The organism is Streptomyces sp. NPDC092369 (assembly GCF_044755245.1).
Taxonomy (GTDB): Bacteria; Actinomycetota; Actinomycetes; order Streptomycetales; family Streptomycetaceae; genus Streptomyces.
The window spans coordinates 1,562,995-1,583,452 of sequence record NZ_JBIVQP010000002.1; the positions used below are offsets into that span (position 1 = coordinate 1,562,995).

A 20,458-nucleotide genomic window follows, 5' to 3' on the forward strand; every position below is an offset into this window, starting at 1 on the left:
CACGCGCACACTCATCCCCCCACGGGACTGTTCCGGGTGCGCCTACGACTCGAGCACCCGTCGACCGAACCAGGCCCCCACCCGGTCCGAGCGCCCCCTTTAGCACACGGTGCTCAGGCGGAGAATGTAGCGCACACGCGGGTCCCGTGTTCGCAATGTGTCAATTGTGGGTCCGAACAGTGTACGAATCCATGGCTGGAATCCATCCATCATCTGGCTTGCTCAGCCACCCCTCCGCCGCCGCGAGCTCGCCCGCGGCTCGCCGCAGCGCCGCGAATCCCGGGTGCACCAGCCCCTTCCGCCAGACCAGTGACACGAGTGACAAGGGAACGGGATCGATCAAGGGACGGACCACGGTCCGAGGCATGGCCGGAAAATCCACCACGGCCAGGATCGGATTCCGCGTCTTGGCCATGATCCGCTCGAACTCCTCGTCACCGACCGCGAGGGGCACCGGTGGCGCGATCTGTATGCCCCGCCCTTCGAAGAGCCGGCGCGCGAGATCGGTCCACTCCGGCGTACGGGGATTGCCCGCGCCGGCGTACACGGTCTCGCCCGCCAGCGCGTCGAGCGGCACCTCCGCCAGCGCGGCAAGCCGGTGGTCCTCGGGCAGCACGACCGCCATCGGCTCATACCGCACGGGCTGCTGCTCCAACTGCGCCCGCAGCACCGGATCGAGGCCCGCGAACCGCCCGAAGGACGCGTCGAGCCGCCCGGCGAGCAGCTCACCGGCCGCACCCGTCAGACCGCTCTCGAAGCGGGCCATCAGCTCGCACTCGGGGGCGAGTTCACGGGCCCGGTGCAGCACCCGGCGCCCGGTGACCAGACCCGGGGAGTTCAGATCTACGAGCAGCGGCCGGGCCTCCCCGAACGCGGTGAGCAACGCGTCCTGCGCCTCAAGAACCCGCCGCGCATACGGCAGCAGCCGCTCTCCGTCGGCCGTCAGCGTCACCTGCCGGGTGGTCCGCACGAACAGGTCGGCGCCCAACTCCCGCTCCAGCCGCCGCACATCCCGGCTCAGCGCCTGCTGGGCGACGAAGAGCCGGGCAGCGGCCCGCGTGAAGTGCAGTTCCTCGGCAACGGCGACGAAGGCCCGCAGCAGGCGGGTGTCCAGGTGAGCGGCCATCCGGCGAACCTACAGCGGACCCGACTCACAACGAAAGTGCGTGAATCGGCCCGAAGAAGGTGTTGGACCCACCACCCGGCCGGGGACGACGGTGATGCCCATGCAGCACCAGACCCCACCACCGCCCTGGGACGCCCCGAAGCACCCGGACCCCTCGGATCCCCGGAAGATCCTCTGCACGGTCACCGCCGACGCCCTGGTCGCAGTCGACTTCGGCCCCCGCTTCGGCCACCGCGACCGCACTCGCCCACCCGGCCCCTACCGCCGCCTCTTCGCCGTCCCCGGCGCCCGCGCCTTCACCCTCGGCAACCTCCTGGCCCGCCTCCCGATGGGCATGTTCGGCATCAGCGCGGTGGTGATGATCGCCGGTACGCGCGGCTCGTACGCCCTCGCCGGCGCCGTCACCGCGACGGGCCTGGCCGCCACGGCCGTCGTCGCCCCATGGACCGCGCGGCTCATCGACCGGTACGGCCAGGCCCGGATCGCCGTGCCCGCGACGGCGATCGCCGCACTCGGCTCCCTCGCACTCCTGCTGTGCGTGCACTACGAGGCCCCCGCCTGGACCCTCTTCGCCTCCTACGCCGCCACCGCGACGACCCCGAACACCGGCGGCATGTCCCGCGCCCGCTGGGCCCACCTGCTCAAGGGCGACGACAACGCCCTGCACACCTCGAACTCCTTCGAGCAGGCCGCCGACGAGCTCTGCTTCATGCTGGGCCCGGTGCTCGCGGCCTTCCTCTGTTCGGCGTTCTTCCCGGAGGCGGGCACGCTGGTCGGGGCGGGGCTGCTGCTGACGGGCGTGCTGCTGTTCGCCGCCCAACGGTCGACGGAACCGCCGGTGCACGCGCGCGTGCTGGCCGGCTCTCCCTTCCGTGCTCCCGGCATTCCGCCGCTCCTCGCCGGTTGCCTCGCCATGGGCGCGGTCTTCGGCTCGATGGAGGTCGTCATGATCGCGTACGCGGACTGGCAGGGCCACCGAGCGGCGGCCGGGGTGATCCTCGCCCTCCAGGCGGCGGGTTCGTGCGTGGCGGGCCTGCTGTTCGGGGCCCTGCGGCCGACGGGCCGCGCGGAACACCGCCTCCCCTGGTGCGTGGCGGCGATGACGGCCCTCCTCACGCTCCCGCTCCTGGCCGCCGCCCGCACGGACTCGCTCCCGCTGCCGGCCCTCGCGCTGCTGATCTCCGGCATGGCGACGGCACCGACGATGATCACCACCATGACCCTGGTCCAACAGCGCACGCCTGAAGGCCACTTGAACGAGGGCATGACCCTCGCGGTGACCGGCCTCCTGGCGGGCATCGCCTGCGGCTCGGCGATCGGCGGCTGGACGGTGGACCGCGTATCGCCGACGGCGGGCTTCGGCGTACCGGTGGCAGCGGCGGCGACGGCATTGATGATCTGCCTGACCTGGCGGACTTCCGAATCCACCGAGGGGGCATGACAGAGGCCCCGCCACTCGAAAGTGGCGGGGCCTCTGTCACTGAAAACATGGGATGAGTGGAGATGGCGGGAATCGAACCCGCGTCCACCGGTGCAGAATCAGGGCTTCTCCGTGTGCAGTTCGCTGTGATTTTCTCGGCCCCGGCGATCACGCGAACAAGTCGCCGACGGGCCCAGTCACTGTTTGATTTCCCATCGAACCCCGTGACCGGGCTCGATGGTTTAGTTCCCTAGATTATGCCAGGATCCGGGTCGGGAACACTCCCGGGCTGACACCCTTTTAGGGTCCTTCAGTCGCTGTTATTAGGCAGCGAGGGCGAAGGACTGGGAATCGCTCTTGGAATTGGCGATTATTGGTTGCGACATATGGTTAACGAGATCATTGTCGCTTCCTCGACACGCTTCCCCTGCTTCGACAGCCGCTGTCGAAACCGATCATCCCCATGTTGTTTTTTCAAGTCCCTCGGAAGAGGGGGCCGCACCCGCTGTGGGGTGCAGTTGCCATCGTACGTGACCAACGCACACCGATGCCACCGTATTCCGGGCGGTCACCCGGAGGCCTTCCGGGAGCCTCTCGGCGGCTACTCGCCCCGCTGCCGCCGCTTCGCCGCCGCGATCGCCCGGTCCGACTCCCGCCGGTCCTGCTTCTCGCGCAGGGTCTGGCGCTTGTCCCACTCCTTCTTGCCTCGCGCGAGCGCGATCTCGGCCTTCGCGCGGCCGTCCTTGAAGTACAGGGCGAGGGGCACGATCGTGTGGCCCGTCTCCTCCGACTTGGACGCCAGCTTGTCGATCTCCTCGCGGTGCAGGAGCAGCTTGCGCTTGCGGCGGACCGTGTGGTTGGTCCAGGTGCCCTGGCTGTACTCCGGGATGTGGGCGTTGTGCAGCCAGGCCTCGTTCCCGTCGATCTGGACGAAGCCGTCGGTCAGGGAGGCGCGCCCCTGGCGCAGTGACTTCACCTCGGTACCGGTCAGGACGAGCCCGGCCTCGTAGGTGTCGATGATCGCGTAGTCGTGCCGGGCCTTCTTGTTCTGCGCGACGATCTTGCGCTTGCCGTCCTTGACCTTCGCGGTCCCTCCGCCCTGCTTGGGCTGGGACTCCTTGGGTACGTACATTCCCTTGCTCATAGTGCCGTCCATTTTCGCACTACGGAGGGGGCGAAGGGAAAGCCGATTACGAAGCGTCCCCGAGGCCGCTCAGTACGGTCTCGGCCCGCTCGACGGCCGCCTGTCCCTGGGAGGTGACGTCCAGGTCGGGGGTGATGCCCCGGCCGTCCACGCTGTGGCCGGAGGGGGTGCGGTAGTGACCGACGGTCAGCTCCGCGACTCCGCCGCCGGGCAGCTTGCTCGGCATCTGGACCGAGCCCTTGCCGAAGGTGCGGCTGCCGACGACCACCGCGCGCCCGCGGTCCTGGAGTGCGCCGGTGAGCAGTTCGGCCGCGCTCATCGTGCCGCCGTCGACGAGCGCGACCAGGGGTCTGGTGGTGTCGCCGCCGGGATCGGCGTGCAGGGCGCGCTGCTCGCCGTCCACGTCGTACGTGGCGACGAGGCCGCCGTCGAGGAAGGCGGAGGCGGTGGTGACGGCCTCGGTGACCAGGCCGCCGGAGTTGCCGCGCAGGTCGAGGATGACGCCGGCGTCGGGCGGGGCCTGCTGCACGGCGGTGCGGACCACGTCCCCGGAGCCCTTGGTGAAGGCGGCGATCCTGATGACGGTGATCCCGCCGGCTAGCCGCTCCACGGTGACCGAGTCGGTGGACAGCTTGGCCCGGCGCAGCGTCTCGTTCCACGCGTGCGTGCCGCGCTCCAGGCCCAGCCTCACCGCCGTACCGGCCGCCGCGTCCGTGGCGTCGCCGCGCAGTAAGGAGACGACCTCGGTGACCGGGCGCCCGTCCACGTACGACCCGTCGACACTGCGCAGCCGGTCGCCCTTGCGGATCCCGGCGGCGGCCGCGGGCGACCCCGACTGCACCTTGGTCACCTCGATCCGCCCGTCCCGCTCGCGCCGGGCCCAGAGCCCGACGCCGGTGTACCGCCCGTCGAGGGCCTCCTCGAACTCCTCGTACTCCCCCTCGGAGTACACGGCCCCCCACCGGTCCCCACTGCGGCTGACGGCCCGCTCGGCGGCCTCCATGGGTGACTTGCCGTCAGCCATGGCGTCGGCGGCGGCCTTGGCGACAGCCTCATGGTGACTGGCCGGCGTGGTCGAACGACCCTGCCCGGCAGCGGATTTCCGCTCCCCCTCGGGCAGCGACCCGGTCGCCGCCCCGGCCACCAGCACACTCGCGAACACCAACGTCAGGGCGGCCCCGCGGCGCCTGCGGCGGGGCTGACAGAACAGGTCTCGACCTGACATGCCGGTGAGTCTAGGACAACCCGAAGGACCGTACGGGCGGTTGACCGTACGGCCCTCTTGTCATGCGTCACACCTTCAGGTACTTGCGCAGCGCGAAGAACGCCGCCAGCGCCGGCATCAGCAGGCTCGTGGCCAGGATGAGGGGGAGCTTGGTCAGGACGGCGTCCCAGCCGATGAAGTTGATGAGGTTCAGCTTCTCGGACAGGGCCAGGCCGTGGTCGATGATGAAGTACCGGGCGACCACCAGGAATCCGCAGGCGACCGACCCGCCGATGAGGCCGGCGACGGCGGCCTCCATGATGAACGGGGCCTGGATGTAGAAGCCGGAGGCGCCGACCAGGCGCATGATGCCGGTTTCGCGCCGACGGCTGAACGCGGAGACGCGCACGGTGTTGACGATCAGCATCAGGGCGACGACGAGCATCAGGGCCATCACCGCGCGGGCGGCCCAGTTCATGCCGTTGAGGAGCCCGAAGAGGTTGTCCAGGATGCCCTTCTGGTCCTGCACGGACTGCACGCCGTCACGCCCGTCGAAGGCGGTCGCGATGACCTGGTACTTCTCGGGGTCCTTCAGCTTGATGCGGTACGACTCCTGCATCTGGTCCGGCGTCAGGGAGCTGGCCAGCGGCGAGTCGCCGAACTGCTGCTTGTAGTGCTTGTACGCCTCGTCCTGCGACTCGTACGTCACCTTCTGGACGACCGTGGTCATCTTGTCCAGGTCGGAGAGGATGTCCTTCTTCTGGTCGTCGGTCACCGCGCCCTTGGCGCAGTTGGGGTCCGACTCGGCGTCGCTCTTGTTGCAGAGGAACACCGAGACGTTGACCTTGTCGTACCAGTAGCCCTTCATCGTGCTGACCTGATCACTCATCAGCAGCGACCCGCCGAACAGGGCGAGCGACAGGGCGACGGAGACGATGACGGCGAACGTCATGGTCAGGTTGCGGCGGAGACCGACACCGATCTCGGAGAGTACGAACTGGGCGCGCATGGCGTCTTCTTCAGGCCTTTCCGTGGACGGTCGCGGTCAGTGCTGGTAGCCGTAGACGCCGCGTGCCTGGTCTCGGACGAGGCGGCCCTGCTCCAGCTCGATGACGCGCTTGCGCATCTGGTCCACGATGTTCTGGTCGTGCGTGGCCATGAGCACGGTCGTACCCGTCCGGTTGATCCGGTCGAGCAGCTTCATGATGCCGACCGAGGTCTGCGGGTCGAGGTTTCCGGTCGGCTCGTCGGCGATCAGCAGCTTGGGCCGGTTGACGAACGCGCGCGCGATGGCCACGCGCTGCTGCTCACCACCGGACAGCTCGCCGGGCATCCGGTCCTCCTTGCCGCCGAGCCCGACGAGGTCGAGCACCTGCGGCACGGACTTGCGGATCTCGCCCTTGGACTTGCCGATGACCTCCTGCGCGAACGCCACGTTCTCGGCGACCGTCTTGTTGGGCAGGAGGCGGAAGTCCTGGAACACCGTCCCCAGCTGGCGCCGCATCTGCGGCACCTTCCAGTTGGACAGCCGCGCGAGGTCCTTGCCCAGGACGTGCACCTGACCGTGGCTGGTCCGCTCCTCACGGAGCACCAGCCGCAGGAAGGTGGACTTTCCGGAGCCCGAGGACCCCACGAGAAACACGAACTCGCCCTTCTCCACTTCCAGGGACACATCCCTGAGTGCGGGGCGGGTCTGCTTGGGGTAGACCTTGGAGACGTTGTCGAATCGGATCACGGGTGCACCACGGGTCGCCGGGGGTAGATGAGCGTGACCATACGCGAGTCGGGTGTGCGAGCGCAGGCTCCGGTCGTGGTTGAGGAGGGGTTGTGCCTTTTTGTGCAGACCCAGGGGACGCCCGAAGGGGCGCGGGGCCGTAGAGGCGACCCCCGCGCAGCCTCCGGAGGAACCTGGCAGAGTGGAGACAGGGAACGTTCGGCGAGCGGTCGGCGTTCTCCTCTTGGAACCATTGGGCAAGGAGGGCGCGCATGACGTACGACCGGCTGGTGTGCGCGAACTGCGCGTCGCCCGTGAGTGAGGGCCGGTGCCATGTGTGCCGTGCCAACCGCGAGCGGCTGCAGCAGGAGAACTTCTTCGCGGGACTGAACCCCATGGCGCTGATCGCACTGCTCGCGGTGCTGATCGCGGCGCTCGCGCTGGTGGCGCACCAGACCGCGTAGCGCGGGTCCTCAGACACCCCGAGGGGCCCGGAGCGACACACTCGCTCCGGGCCCCTCGTCGTACGTCGTCACGCACGCTGCGTGAGCGTGCGACTACCGTCAGGCGGCAGCGCCGCCCCGGCCGCCCGCGAGGCGCGGCAGGAAACGGAAGCCGACGCCACCGGCGATCATGGTCGCGGCGCCGATCAGCAGGAACGCGGTCTGGCCGGCACCGGTCTCGGCGAGCTCGTCGCCGCCGCCCTGGGCCGTGGTGTCCGAGCCCGTGTCGGTGAGGGCGGAGGAGCCCTCCTCCTGCACGGAGGTGTCGGAGCCGCCGTTGGGGTCGGCGTTGTTGCCGCCGCTGCCGGTGCCGCTGCTCTCGGTCGGGGTGGCCGTGGTCGGGTCGTCCGTCGGGGGCTCGGTGGGCTCCGTCGGGACCCCGGTGGGCTCGGTCGGATCGTCCGAGGTCGGGGGCGGGGTCGTCGGAGGCTCGCTGGTCGGGTCCGTGGGAAGCCCCGTGGGCGGTTCGGACGGAGGCGGCGTGGTCTCGTCGTCCAGGCCGGTGTTGACGCTCACGTCGGCTCCGTTGCCGTCCACGCTCGCGGTGATGTCCAGGGCGGAAGCGGCACCTGCGGCGGTCAGCGAGGCGCCCGCGGCGATCACCGCGCCCGCGGCTATCCGTGCGACACGGATCCGCGTCTTCTTCGTCATATGCTTGCTACCCCCAGTAGCTGATCGTCGGTGAGGCAGCGCCCGGGGCCGTGATCGACGGGAGTGGCTCAATGGAGGCCCCCCGGTTCACATGCGCCCCAGAGATACGCATGCCACTCTGCACCTTTCCCATTTTTCAAAGCAACGTCAAGGCCGTTGCGAGCGCAATGTCCAACTAAGGGCCCTATGCGGTGGGTTGGCGCCTGTGAGTGTGATGTAAAACCCAGACATAAAGCAACTGCCGCCCTCAGGACGGCAGTTGCTTGGGGGTTGTCAAGTCGACAAAGTTACTTCTCCTGCTGCTTGCGCCAGCGAATTCCGGCCTCCAGGAAGCCGTCGATCTCGCCGTTGAACACGGCCTCGGGGTTGCCCACTTCGTACTCCGTGCGCAGGTCCTTGACCATCTGGTACGGGTGCAGGACGTACGAACGCATCTGGTTGCCCCAGGAGTTGCCGCCGTCGCCCTTGAGGGCGTCCATCCGGGCCTGCTCCTCCTGGCGGCGGCGCTCCAGCAGCTTGGCCTGGAGCACGTTCATCGCGCTGGCCTTGTTCTGGATCTGCGAGCGCTCGTTCTGGCAGGAGACGACGATGCCGGTGGGGAGGTGGGTCAGGCGCACCGCGGAGTCGGTGGTGTTGACGCCCTGGCCGCCGGGGCCCGAGGAGCGGTAGACGTCCACGCGCAGCTCGGACTCGTCGATCTCGATGTGGTCGGTCTGCTCGACGACCGGCAGGATCTCGACACCGGCGAAGGAGGTCTGGCGGCGGCCCTGGTTGTCGAAGGGCGAGATCCGCACCAGGCGGTGGGTGCCCTGCTCGACGGAGAGCGTGCCGTAGGCGTACGGGACGTGGACGGCGAAGGTGGTGGACTTGATGCCCGCCTCCTCCGCGTACGAGGTCTCGTAGAGCTCCGTCTTGTAGCCGTGGCGCTCGGCCCAGCGCAGGTACATGCGCTGGAGCTTCTCGGTGAAGTCGGAGGCGTCGACGCCGCCGGCCTCGGCACGGATCGTGACGACGGCCTCACGGGAGTCGTACTCGCCGGACAGGAGGGTGCGGACCTCCATCTCGTCCAGCGCCTTCTTGACGGAGGTCAGCTCGCTCTCCGCCTCGGCACGGGTGTCCGGGTCGTCCTCCTCCTCGGCCATCTCGAAGAGGACCGAGAGGTCGTCGATCCGGCCGCGCAGGGCCTCGGCCTTGCGGATCTCGGCCTGGAGGTGGCTCAGCTTGCTGGTGACCTTCTGCGCCTCTTCCGGGTCGTCCCACAGGGACGGCGCGGCTGCCTGCTCCTCCAGCACGGCGACATCTGCCCTCAGCTTGTCGAGGTCCAGGACGGCCTCGATCGACTCCATGGTCGAGGAGAGGGACTTGAGCTCTTCGGATACATCGACGACTGCCACGTCCCCCAGCGTAACGGCTGGCGCGAGCGGGGTCTGTCGTGAGGCGCCCTTGAGCTGTGACCGGGGCTTTCGTGGCCGCCTCCTGGGGGCTGCCGCCCCCAGACCCCCGCTTCGGCCTGGACGGCCTCGTCCTCAAACGCCGGACGGGCTGAATTACGGCGACGCCGGTGACGATGTCCTGGTGTCCTGTGGGGTCGCCCCCGCGTCGTCCCCCGACGTCGCCCACCACGCGCCCGCCCCCACCGCCGCGACCAGGACCACCGTGCCCGCGCCCAGGACGATCCGGCGGCGGCGGGCGAGGGCCTTGTGGCGGGCGGAGCCGGGGCGGCGGGCGCCCGCAGGGCGGGGGACGCGGGCCGTGCCGCGGGCGCCGCCGGCGAGTTCGTCGGGGGCGGGGACGCGCATCGACGTATGGGTGTCGCGGTTGGAGTCGGTGGGCTTGGCGCCGGGGACCAGGGGGACCGCGCCGCGGCGGCGGACCGGCTCGTCCGAGGGTGCGGAGCGGTCGCCGGTGGCCGGGTCCGGTTCGTCCTCGGGTTCCAGGTCGGGCTCGTCGACGTCCAGTGGGGGCATCCCGGCGAGCATGGGCAGCAACTCGCGCAGGCGGGCGGCCAGTTCGGAGGCGCGCAGCCGGGAGGCGGGGGCCTTGGCGAGGCACTGGACGAGGAGTTGCCAGAGTTCGTCGGGGATGCCGGGGAGGGGAGCGACCGTCTCCGTGACGTGGCGGCGCAGCACCGCGCCGGGGTGACCGCCGCCGAAGGGGGTGAAGCCCGCGAGGAGTTCGTACAGGACGGTCGCCAGGGCGTAGATGTCGACCGCCGCGCGGGGCGGGAGGCCCTCGACGATCTCCGGCGCCAGATAGTCCGGAGTGCCGATGATCTTCGTCGCGCGGGTGCGGCGCGGGGAGTCGATGAGTTTCGCCACTCCGAAGTCGGTCAGGAGGGCGGGATGCGCGCCGCCGGGGCCCAGGGGGCCCTGCATGTCCAGGAGGATGTTCTCGGGCTTGACGTCCCGGTGCACGATCCCGGCCGCGTGCGCGGCGGCGAGCCCGTCGGCGACGTCGGCCACGATCGCCACCGCCGCCTCGGGTGCCAGGCGCCGGTCGCGGTCCAGGCGGGTGCGCAGGTCGGTGCCGCGGACCAGGTTCATCACCAGCGCGAGGTCGTTGCCGTCGACGACGAGGTCGCGGACGGAGACGACGTTCGGGTGGTCGAGGCCGAGCAGGGCGGTGCGCTCCTGCACGAAGCGTCCGACGAGTTCCTGGTCGGACGCGAGATCCTCGCGCAGCAGCTTCACGGCGACGGGTCCCTCGGGTCCCTCGCCCAGCCACACCGTGCCGGCGCTGCCCCGCCCCAGGATCTGGTTCGCGGTGTACCGGCTGCCGATCTTCCGTGCCAAGACTGCTCCTACCGACGCGTGTTGTCGCTAAAACTACGCGTCCGAAGGGTCAACCTTCACTGCGGAGGCGGAAATCACCCGCCAGATGTCGACAAGTCACCAACCCTGCCGTCGGTTCGTCCAGTTCGACTGATTCGCTCGCCCCGCCGTGGGGCGTTCCGTCAGTTCGACGCGCTTCCGCCGAGGTCTCCGATCCAGCCCGTCACCGTGTCGAACCAGTCGCTCAGCTGCGCCCAGTACCCCTTGCCGGTGCCGATCCAGTCCTGCAGCGGGCTCAGCTCCCAGATCAGCCAGCTCGCGACGAACAGGATGACGATCGTGAACAGGCATCCCTTCAGGCAGCCGAGGCCGGGGATCTTCATCGGGTTGGCGCTGCGCTGCCGCGGCTCCCGGGGCTCGCGCTGGGGCTGCTGCGGCGGCGGGGCGTAGCGCTGGGGCTGCGGCTGCTGAGGGCGCTGCCGCTGAGGCTGCTGGCGCTGGGGCTGCTGGTGCTGGGGCTGCTGGTGCTGCGGCGGGCCGTACTGCTGCGGCTGTTGCTGCTGCGGATAGCCGTAGCCGGGGGCGGGCTGCTGCCGCTGCGGCGGGCGCTGCTGCGGCTGCTGGCCTCGGGAGACCTGCCGCTGGGGGCGGCGGCGCAGCGGGTCCTCGTTCGGGTCGAGGTACTGGACCTGGGTCTGCTCGTTGCGGTCGCGGGCCGCGCGCAGCTGGTTCTGCCAGGGGTGCGGCTGCTCGGGCTGCTGACCCTGCTGGCCCCCCAGTCCAGGCTGCCCCGGTGGCACCGGCGGCAGGACCGCGGTCGGGTCGGCCGCGCCCGTGTTCGGCAGTACGGCGGTGGGGTCGGCGGCGCCGGCCGGGCCGGGTGCGCCGGTGTGCGGCAGGTAGCTGGTCGCCGCGTTCGGGTCGTACATGCCCTGGCCGTGCTGCAGGACCTGGGTCGGGTCGGCCGAGCCGGGGACCGCGGCGGGCATGGCGTCGGGAACCAGCAGGGCACCTACGGAGTCGGCGGCGGCGATCTGCGCGGCGTTCGCGTGCACGCCGACGCCCTCGGCGACGACACGGAGGGCGCGTGCGAGGTTCTCGGCGCTGGGGCGTTCGTCCGGGTTCTTGCGCAGGCAGCGCTCGATGACCGCCCACAGCGGGTCGGGGACCGTGGAGGGGCGGCGCGGCTCGGCGCTCAGGTGCTGGTGCAGCACCTCCAGGGCGGAGCCGCCGGAGAACGGTGGGCGCCCGGTGACCAGTTCGTAGATCAGGATGCCGGCGCCGTAGATGTCGACTGCGGAGGTCTGCGGGCGGCCCTCGGCGGACTCCGGCGCGATGTACGCGGGCGTGCCGACGAACTCGTGCGTGCGGGTGAGCCCCGGGGAGTCGGCCAGGCGCGCGATGCCGAAGTCGGTGAGCATCGGGTGCATCTGGCCGCCCTGGTGGGCGAGCAGGACGTTGGCCGGCTTCAGGTCGCGGTGGACCACTCCGTCGGCGTGGCTCGCGGCGAGCGCGTCGGCGATCTGGGCGGTGAGCAGGGAGGCGCCGACCGGCGAGAACGGGCCGTTCTCGCGCAGGTAGCGGTGCAGGTCGGGGCCGTCGACGAGGTCCATGACCAGGGCCAGCAGATCACCCTCGACGACCAGGTCGCGCACCCGGACGATGTTCGGGTGGGTCAGGCGCAGCAGGACGGAGCGCTCCCGCAGGAACCGCATCACGATGTCCGCGTCGCTCGCGAGCTCCTCCTTGAGGACCTTGATCGCGACGGTCTCACCGGGCTGACCGGCCACGGCCGCCTCGGCGCCCGCGGTCTCCCGCTGGCGGGCTCGCCAGACGGTCCCCGTGGCGCCGCGTCCGAGCGGCTCCTCGAGGATGTACTTGCTGCCTACCGGCCGCACGTCATGCGCTCCCTGTCGATTGCCTACGTTCCGACCCACTGTAGTGCCGACACCCTCGGCACCGACTTCTCAACTTTCTGTGCGTCTTACGTACCGCTTGTCGTACATGTTCGAAGGAAAGACGCTCGACTCGGTCCCTCCGGTTGCCCGATCCGCGCGTGACCGATCTCAAGCGGTCCTCAGTGACGTACCGATCAGGCACTTTTGAGGGCAGAGCCGACCAATCAAGATCACTTCTGGCTGGACCGTGGGCGTGTTGTCAGTGGCAGGTGCGAGGATGCGTGGAGTACTGGCCGACGTGCTCGTGTGGGGTGGGGGGAAAAGTCCGCGCCCGCGCAGACCCGCGCAGAAGGGACCGCTGACGGCGATGCAGATCCGGCTGACCGTCGTAGACCCGCTGGGCCCGCCCGATCGGGTCCGCGGCCGCACCGCGAGCTGCGACGTGCTGGTCACCGCGCCCGCCGGCACGGCCCTTGCCGAGGTGGCGTCGGCGCTGTCGTCGGCGGTCTCCGGCGACGGGAGCGCGCCTCCCTCCGAGCGTGCCCGCGAGGGCGGCGGCCCGGTGGTGCTGTACGTGGGCGCGGAGCGCCTGGACGACAAGCGTTGCACCCTCGGCGAGCCCCCGCTGATCGACGGCGCCGTGCTGTCCCTGGGCGCCCCGGCCGAGCCCGAGCCGCACCCCGAGCTGGACGACGCCCCGACCCAACTGCACGTCATAGCGGGCCCGGACGCGGGCGGCGTCCACCTCCTGCACGGCGGCGAGATCCGCATCGGCCGCTCCGCCGACGCCGACGTCCCGCTCGACGACCCGGACGTCTCCCGGCTGCACTGCGCGGTCACGGTGGGTGCGGACGGCCGCGTCTCGGTCGCCGACCTCGGCTCGACCAACGGCACGCTCCTGGACGGCACCCGCGTGAGCACCCACCCCGTGCGGCTCGCCCCCGGCGCCCTGCTCCGGGTCGGCGAGTCCGCCCTGCGCCTCACCCCGGCCGGCGGGCCCGGCGCGCGCGTCCCGACGGCCCCGGACGGCGAGGGGCACGTGCGCGTGTCCTGCGACGGCGAGCAGCCCGGGACCGACACGAAGGCCGGCTCCCCCGATCCCCTCCACGCACGCGTGGCCGACGGCGGCGACACCTCCACCCCCTCACGGGGACTGCCCGCCCAGAACCACGGCCCGGCCGACCCGCTCGTCCCCGGGCAGGGCGGCGCGCCCCGGATCGAGAGCAGGGGTACGACGGGCCCGGCGGGCGGTAGCGGTGACACGCACGCCGGTCGGTTCGGCGTGGGGGCGTGGACGGCGAACGGTGACGCGGGCGGTGACCGGGACGGGACGGGGACGGGGACGGTCGGTGCGGGATCCGCTTCGGCGAGGAACGCCTCTCCTTTTACAGATGCGGCGTCCTCACGTGCGCCCTCCTCAACCGCGCCCTTCGCGCAGGCGTCCTCCACGACCGCTCACGACACGGCCCCGCACGACGACCCGTCCGGCACGCGCTCGCGTGACGGCATCGAGGGCGCCGGGGTCCGCAAGCGCGGCGGCATCGCCGGGTGGGCGCGGCGGCTGACCGGCGGACGCGGGGAGCACTCCGCGGCCGACCAGGACGTGTACGACACGGACGAGACCGACGACATGGATACCGGCGCCGACCTGGCGGCGGGCTCCGCGTCGACCGCCGACCGTGCCCAGGCCCCGGAGACCTGGCCGGACCTCGCGGCCCTGCTGTTGACGGCGCTCGGCCCGGGACCGCGGCTGTGGGAGCGCGAGCCGGGACACCGCGAGGCGCTCACGGTGCGGCTCGGCACGGCGGACCGCACGGCCCCCGACGGCTCCGGTCTGCTGCCGGCCGTGCCGGTGACGGCGGATCTGCGGGAGGCCGGGGCCCTCGGCCTGGCAGGCCCCCGTACCCGGCTGTCCGGGCTGGCCCGCGCGGTCGTGGCCCAACTCGCCGCGCTGCACTCCCCCGAGGCGCTGGAGATCGTCCTGATCAGCGCGGACCGCGCCCGCCCCGCGGAGGACCGCGGCGCCGAGTGGGCCTGGCTCGGCTGGCTCCCGCATGTGCGCCCCGGCCACGGCCAGGACTGCGGCCTCCTGCTCGCCTACGACCGCGAACAGGCCACGGCCCGCACCGACGAACTCCTGCGTCGCCTGGACGAAACCCCGGCGACCGCGCACACCGTCCCCGCCGCACGGCGGAGCGAGGTCCGGAGCGCGCCCCGGCGGCCTTCCTGGGCGAAGGACGACGGCGCCGAGGAGACCGACGGCTTCGCGGGTCCGTACACACTGGTGATCGTGGACGGTGACACCGGGGGCGCCGCCGTGCGCGAGGCGGTGGCGCGGCTGGCCGTGGAGGGGCCGCGCGTCGGCATCCATGTGCTGTGCCTCGCCGAGACGGCACCGGCGTCGCCCGCGTCTCCGGTGACGGACACGTACGAGGCGGCGTGCGCGGCGGCACCGGCGTTCCGGCAGTGCGGTGCGGTCGCGCTGCTGAGCGGTGACGTGGCGACGGCGCTGCGGCTGATGCGGGTGGCGCGGGGCGGGACGGGAACGCCGGAGGCGGTGCCGGGCACGGGTGCCGGGACGCCCTCCCGGCTCACGCCGAGCACCTCGCCCTCACCTGTTCCCTCATCCCTCTCCACCTTCCCCTCCTCTTCTCCCTCTCCCTCTCCCTCCTCTTCTCCCTCTTCCTCTCCCGACCAGCTCCGATCCGGGTCTGGTACCTCCGACTCCGGCACCCCTGGCTCCAAGACGCCGGGTCCCGTGGGTCCGGGCAGCGTCGCCGCCGTGGACGCCGTCTCCCTCGCCTGGGCCGAGCGGTTCGCCCGGGCGCTGGCGCCGTTGCGGATGGACGGCGCCGGGCGGGACCGGCACGCGCGCGTGTCCCTGCCGTTGCCCCAGGCGGCGCGGCTGCTGGACGAGTTGGGGCTGGCCAGGGCCACCCCGGCGTCGCTGATGGCGCGTTGGGCGGACGCGGCGGACGACACCCAGGCACTGGGCGGCCGGGCCGCCGCCGTGCTCGGGGCCGGCCCGCGCGGCCCGGTCGGCGCGGACCTCGTGGTGGACGGGCCGCACCTGGTGATCGAGGGCCCGACGGGCAGCGGACGCACGGAGCTGCTGCGGGCGGTCGTCGCCTCGCTGGCCGCGGCCGAGCGCCCCGACCGGCTGGGCATCGTCCTGATCGACGGCCGGGACAGCGTGGGCACGGCGGGCGGCCACGGCGAGGGCCTGCGGGTCTGCACGGACGTACCGCATGTGACCACGCATCTGACCGCCAACGACCCAGTGCGGATGCGGGAGTTCGCCCAGTCGCTGAGCGCCGAGCTGAAGCGGCGGGCCGAGTTGCTGGGCCGCGGCGACTTCGCCGAGTGGCACGCGAGCCGGGAGATGTCGGGCCGGTTGGTGTCGCAGCGGGCGTCGGGGCGCGGGTCGGCGGCGGCGCAGGGAGCACCCGGCGCATCTGCCGTTTCCGGATCCGCCGGGGCAAGCGACCTGGACACCGCGCCCAGTTCGACCATGCGGCTGCGCCCGGCGGCGGCGCGGCGGCAGACGGAGGCGGCACCGCCGTTGCCCCGGCTGGTCGTGGTCGTGGACGACCTGGACGCGCTGGTCTCCCCGGCGCTCGGTTCGCCCGGCCGCCCGGCGGCGGGTTCCGTGATGCGGGCGCTGGAGGCGGTGGCCCGGGAGGGCGAGCGACTCGGCGTCCACCTCGTGGCGGCGACGAGCCCCGGCGGCCGTACGGCGGAGACGGAGCCGTCCCGCCGGGCCGCCCTCCGCGTCACCCTGGACGCCCCGACCCCGGGCCCGGACGAACCGTCTCCCGGCCGCGGTCGCCTGACCTGGTCCGACGGCAGGGCGACGCCCTTCCAGGGCGGCCGGGTCACCGGACGCATCCCCCGCACGGCCACCCTGCGTCCCACGGTCGTCCCCGTCGACTGGCAACGCATGGGCGACCCCCCGGCCCGCCGCCACGTCCGCGAACTGGGCAACGGCCCCACGGACCTGGCCCTGCTGGCGAGCGCCCTGGAGCGAGCGACGAGGGAGGTCTCGGCAACGACAGCCCCGTCGCTGCTGTGACCGAGGGGTCGTCTTCCCCGTGGGCCCGGGCATTCTCAGCCCGTCCGGCGTTTGAGTCAGCCCGTCCGGCGTTTGAGGACGAGGCCCTTCGGATCGATGGGGGTCTGGGGGCGTAGCCCCCCCCGGGCCCCGCACCCCCACCGACCCGCACCCACCACCCCGCACCCCCACGGAGCCGCGGCCCAATCACAACGTGGTCACGATCGCCCACTTGACACGGATCGCACTCTTGCCGCCCTCGCACACCCGGCGTAGACCGGATCACACGGGACAGCGCTGAACGTTCGACGAGGCTTGATGAACGGGGCAGTCATGCGCAGCACGTGCAGCAGAATCCGGACACGCAGGGCCGCCAAACCCGCAGCCGCCCTCCTCGCGGCAGCACTCGCACTCGCGCTCACGGGATGCGGCGGCAGCGACGACAAGGACGACAACTCCGGTGCCAGTAGCGGGAGTTCGGAGAGCAGCAGCGGTCTGAAGCTGCCGAAGCTCAACGGCCAGACCCTGGAGGTCGCCGCCGTATGGACCGGACCCGAGCAGGACAACTTCCTGAAGGTCCTGGACGAGTTCAAGAAACGCACCGGTGCCAAGGTCGACTTTGTGCCGACCGGCAACAACACCTCCACGTTCCTCGGCACGAAGATCGAGGGCGGTCAGCCGCCGGACGTCGCGTTCCTGCCCCAGGTGGGCGTGTTGCACCAGTTCGCGGACAAGGGCTGGCTCAAGCCCCTCGGCGCGGACGCCCAGGCCCAGTTGGAGAAGAACTTCTCCAAGGGCTGGGTGGACCTCGGGGCCTGGAAGGGCAAGCAGTACGGCATCTACGCGAAGGCCGCCAACAAGTCGCTGGTCTGGTACAACACCGCGGCCTTCGAGGCGGCCGGCATCACCGGCACCCCCAAGACCTGGAAGGATTTCCTCTCCACCGCGCAGACCCTGTCGGACGCCGGCTCCCCGGCCGTGTCGATCGGCGGCGCGGACGGCTGGACGCTGACCGACTGGTTCGAGAACGTCTATCTCTCGCAGGCCGGCCCGGAGAAGTACGACCAGTTGGCCGCGCACGAGATCAAGTGGACCGATCCGTCGGTCAAGGACGCCCTCACCACGCTCGCGCAGCTGTGGGGCAAGGACGACCTGATCGCGGGCGGCCGCAAGGGCGCGTTGAACACCGAGTTCCCGAAGTCGGTCACCCAGACCTTCTCCGGTGACACCCCGGCCGCGATGGTCTACGAGGGCGACTTCGTCACCGCGAACATCAACGCCGACACCAAGGCGAAGCTGGGCACGGACGCGAAGGTCTTCCCCTTCCCGGCGGTCGGCAGCGAGTCGCCCGTGGTCAGCGGTGGTGACGTGGCCGTGGCGCTGAAGGACGGCGCGGGCGCGCAGGCGCTGCTGACGTTCCTGGCCTCCACGGACGCGGCGGAGATCTGGACGGCGCAGGGCGGTGTCATCTCGCCGAACAAGGCGATGGACCGGGACAAGTACAAGGACGCCGTCACCAAGCAGATCGCCGACGCGCTGATCGCGGCCGGTGACAACTTCCGCTTCGACATGTCCGACCAGGCGCCGGCCGCGTTCGGCGGCACGCAGGGCGTGGGCGAGTGGAAGGACCTGCAGGACTTCCTGCGCAACCCCTCGGACGTGGCCGGAACCCAGAAGAAACTGGAGTCCGACGCGGCCAAGGCCTATGCGACCGGCTGACGCGCGGCCATGACGACCGTAGCGAGTTCGGAGGGCGCCGGCGCACTGCCGACGCCCTCCGCGAAACCGCGCAAGAGTGTGACGGGGACCAGGCTCTGGGTGGCGGTGCTGTTCCTGCTGCCCGCCCTGATCCTCCTCGGCGCGCTCGTGGTCTACCCGATCGGGTACTCGATCTGGCGCAGCCTCTACGACGCCGACGGCTCGGGATTCGTCGGTCTGGACAACTACGGCGACATCTTCTCCAACTCCTCCACGCTGACCGCCGTACGCAACACGGCGATCTGGGTGGCGGTGGCGCCCGCGGTCGTCACCGCGCTCGGTCTGATCTTCGCGGTGATGACCGAACGGGTGCGCTGGGGAACGGCGTTCAAGCTGATCGTCTTCATGCCGATGGCGATCTCGATGCTCGCGGCCGGCATCATCTTCCGGCTGGTCTACGAGCAGGATCCGAGCCAGGGCGCCGCCAACGCGGTCGCCAAGGCGGTGCACGACACCTTCGTGTCGTCGTCGGTGTATCCGAAGGCGCGGCCGAACGCGACGGTGAGCGATCTCAAGGCGTCCGGCGGCGGCTCGTTCACCTCGACGGGCACGGTGCAGGCGGGCACGCCGGCGCTGCTGCCCCTCGTGGGCATCGCCCCGAACAAGCTGCCCGGCACCCCCGAGGACGCGAAGGCGGCGAGCGGTTCCGGTGTCACCGGCACGGTCTGGCTGGACTTCAAGCTGGGCGGCGGCGGGACGAAGGGGCAGGTCGACCCGGGTGAGAAGGCGCTGAAGGGCGTCAAGGTGGAGGCCGTGAAGGACGGCAAGGTGGTCGCCTCCGCCAAGAGCGGCGCGGACGGCGTCTTCACGCTGCCGGCCTCGGCGGACGGGGCCCAACTGCGGTTGCCTGGCTCGAACTTCGCGGCACCGTACGACGGCATCGACTGGCTCGGACCGACGCTGGTCACCCCGGCGATCATCGGCAGCTATGTGTGGATGTGGGCGGGCTTCGCGATGGTGTTGATCGCGGCGGGCCTGGCCGGCGTCGACCGCAATCTGCTGGAGGCGGCCCGGGTGGACGGCGCCAACGAGTGGCAGGTGTTCAGACGGGTCACCGTGCCGCTGCTCGCGCCGGTCCTGGTCGTCGTCCTCGTCACGCTGATGATCAACGTGATGAAGATCTTCGACCTGGTGTACATCATCGCTCCGCAGCCCAGTCAGGACGACGCCAACGTCCTTGCCCTGCAACTGTTCCTGTCCTCGTTCGGCGGGGGCGGCAACTACGGCGTGGGCAGCGCGATCGGCGTCATCCTGCTGCTGCTCGTGCTGCCGGTGATGTTCGTCAACCTCCGGCGGCTGCGGAAGGAGCGTGAGCGATGACCGCCCTCGACACGAGCGTGCGTGGCAAGCGCTCCTTCGCCGCCCGGGTGGCGAGCGGGGCGGCCGGCGGGGCGATGCGGATCTTCCTGATCCTGGTCGCGCTGTTCTGGCTGGTGCCGACCTTCGGGCTGCTGGTCTCCTCGTTCCGCGACCCGACCGACATCGCCTCCTCGGGCTGGTGGAAGGTGTTCACCGCGCCGAGCCAGCTGACCGCCAAGAGCTATCAGACGCTCCTGGAGAAGGACGCGATCACCCACGCGCTGTTCAACACGGTGTGGATCACGGTCCCGGCCACGCTGCTTGTGGTGCTGTTCGGCGCGATGGCCGGATACGCCTTCGCCTGGCTGGACTTCAAGGGCCGGGACTGGTGGTTCCTGGTCGTGGTCGCACTGCTCGTCGTGCCCGTGCAGGTGGCGCTGATCCCGCTCTCCGATCTCTTCGGCAAGATCGGGATCTTCGGCGACATCATCGGTGTGGTGCTCTTCCACGTCGGCTTCGGGCTGCCGTTCGCCATCTTCCTGCTGCGCAACTTCTTCGCGGAGATCCCGCGTGAACTGCTGGAGGCGGCCCGGCTGGACGGCGCGGGCGAGACCCGGCTGTTCTTCACGGTGATCCTGCCGCTGGGCGCGCCCGCGATCGCGTCCCTCGGCATCTTCCAGTTCCTGTGGGTGTGGAACGACATGCTGGTGGCCCTGGTCTTCTCCAACTCGGAGTCGCAGCCGCTGACGGTCGCACTGCAGCAACAGGTACGGCAGTTCGGCAGCAACATCGAGATCCTCGCGCCCGGCGCGTTCATCTCGATGGTGATCCCGCTGGCCGTGTTCTTCGCGTTCCAGCGGCAGTTCGTGTCCGGTGTGATGGCGGGCGCGGTCAAGTAGCCGGAAATCAACAGGAAAGG

General features: G+C 71.0%; 15 protein-coding genes and 1 other RNA gene. 6 read left to right on the forward strand and 10 right to left on the reverse strand.

Annotated features, from left to right (window positions below):
• Positions 1-160: 160 nt before the first annotated feature.
• Positions 161-1,126 carry a LysR family transcriptional regulator gene (locus tag ACIQI8_RS16740; protein ID WP_402350205.1) on the reverse strand — a complete coding sequence of 322 codons (966 nt, stop codon included), beginning with the start codon at positions 1,124-1,126 and terminating at the stop codon, positions 161-163.
• A gap of 94 nt (positions 1,127-1,220) precedes the next feature.
• Between ACIQI8_RS16740 and ACIQI8_RS16745 the strand changes: the two genes are divergently transcribed.
• A complete protein-coding gene (locus ACIQI8_RS16745) occupies positions 1,221-2,567 on the forward strand; it encodes an MFS transporter (protein ID WP_402350208.1) in 1,347 nt (448 codons plus the stop codon).
• A 54-nt stretch (positions 2,568-2,621) separates the two neighbouring features.
• Here ACIQI8_RS16745 and ssrA read toward each other — a convergent pair.
• From ssrA to ftsE, 5 genes are all read right to left on the reverse strand, one after another.
• Positions 2,622-3,009: a transfer-messenger RNA gene (gene ssrA / locus ACIQI8_RS16750) on the reverse strand.
• Positions 3,010-3,147: 138 nt separating this feature from the next.
• On the reverse strand, positions 3,148-3,678 hold the full coding sequence (gene smpB, locus ACIQI8_RS16755) for an SsrA-binding protein SmpB (protein WP_402350515.1): 531 nt from the start codon (positions 3,676-3,678) through the stop codon (positions 3,148-3,150).
• A 58-nt stretch (positions 3,679-3,736) separates the two neighbouring features.
• Entirely contained in the window at positions 3,737-4,915 is a 1,179-nt protein-coding gene (locus ACIQI8_RS16760; protein ID WP_402350211.1) for a S41 family peptidase, read from the reverse strand.
• Between the two features lie 67 nt (positions 4,916-4,982).
• A complete protein-coding gene (gene ftsX, locus ACIQI8_RS16765) occupies positions 4,983-5,903 on the reverse strand; it encodes a permease-like cell division protein FtsX (RefSeq protein WP_402350214.1) in 921 nt (306 codons plus the stop codon).
• Between the two features lie 36 nt (positions 5,904-5,939).
• Positions 5,940-6,629, reverse strand: a complete 690-nt coding sequence (gene ftsE, locus ACIQI8_RS16770; protein WP_020132390.1) for a cell division ATP-binding protein FtsE — start codon at positions 6,627-6,629, stop codon at positions 5,940-5,942.
• 251 nt (positions 6,630-6,880) lie between these two features.
• Here ftsE and ACIQI8_RS16775 point away from each other — a divergent pair, with 251 nt between their 5' ends.
• Complete coding sequence (locus tag ACIQI8_RS16775; protein ID WP_280881989.1) at positions 6,881-7,072, forward strand: hypothetical protein; 192 nt, start codon at positions 6,881-6,883, stop codon at positions 7,070-7,072.
• A gap of 99 nt (positions 7,073-7,171) precedes the next feature.
• Here the strand turns inward: ACIQI8_RS16775 and ACIQI8_RS16780 are convergent, their stop codons facing one another.
• From ACIQI8_RS16780 to ACIQI8_RS16795, 4 genes are all read right to left on the reverse strand, one after another.
• Positions 7,172-7,762 carry a hypothetical protein gene (locus tag ACIQI8_RS16780; protein WP_402350219.1) on the reverse strand — a complete coding sequence of 197 codons (591 nt, stop codon included), beginning with the start codon at positions 7,760-7,762 and terminating at the stop codon, positions 7,172-7,174.
• 287 nt (positions 7,763-8,049) lie between these two features.
• Positions 8,050-9,156 (reverse strand): peptide chain release factor 2, encoded by a 1,107-nt coding sequence (prfB, locus tag ACIQI8_RS16785; RefSeq protein WP_402350222.1) that lies wholly within the window; start codon positions 9,154-9,156, stop codon positions 8,050-8,052.
• Positions 9,157-9,309: 153 nt separating this feature from the next.
• Positions 9,310-10,554 (reverse strand): serine/threonine-protein kinase, encoded by a 1,245-nt coding sequence (locus tag ACIQI8_RS16790; protein WP_402350225.1) that lies wholly within the window; start codon positions 10,552-10,554, stop codon positions 9,310-9,312.
• Between the two features lie 161 nt (positions 10,555-10,715).
• Complete coding sequence (locus ACIQI8_RS16795; RefSeq protein ID WP_402350228.1) at positions 10,716-12,431, reverse strand: serine/threonine-protein kinase; 1,716 nt, start codon at positions 12,429-12,431, stop codon at positions 10,716-10,718.
• A gap of 367 nt (positions 12,432-12,798) precedes the next feature.
• On the opposite strand from ACIQI8_RS16795, the gene ACIQI8_RS16800 reads away from it, so the two are divergent.
• From ACIQI8_RS16800 to ACIQI8_RS16815, 4 genes are all read left to right on the forward strand, one after another.
• Complete coding sequence (locus ACIQI8_RS16800) at positions 12,799-16,503, forward strand: FHA domain-containing protein (protein ID WP_402350519.1); 3,705 nt, start codon at positions 12,799-12,801, stop codon at positions 16,501-16,503.
• A 312-nt stretch (positions 16,504-16,815) separates the two neighbouring features.
• On the forward strand, positions 16,816-18,201 hold the full coding sequence (locus ACIQI8_RS16805; RefSeq protein WP_402350231.1) for an ABC transporter substrate-binding protein: 1,386 nt from the start codon (positions 16,816-16,818) through the stop codon (positions 18,199-18,201).
• A 9-nt stretch (positions 18,202-18,210) separates the two neighbouring features.
• Positions 18,211-19,560, forward strand: coding sequence for a carbohydrate ABC transporter permease (locus ACIQI8_RS16810; protein WP_402350234.1), 1,350 nt, complete (start codon positions 18,211-18,213; stop codon positions 19,558-19,560).
• Positions 19,557-20,438 carry a carbohydrate ABC transporter permease gene (locus tag ACIQI8_RS16815; protein WP_402350237.1) on the forward strand — a complete coding sequence of 294 codons (882 nt, stop codon included), beginning with the start codon at positions 19,557-19,559 and terminating at the stop codon, positions 20,436-20,438. The genes ACIQI8_RS16810 and ACIQI8_RS16815 overlap by 4 nt, the downstream gene beginning before the upstream one ends.
• Positions 20,439-20,458: the final 20 nt, after the last annotated feature.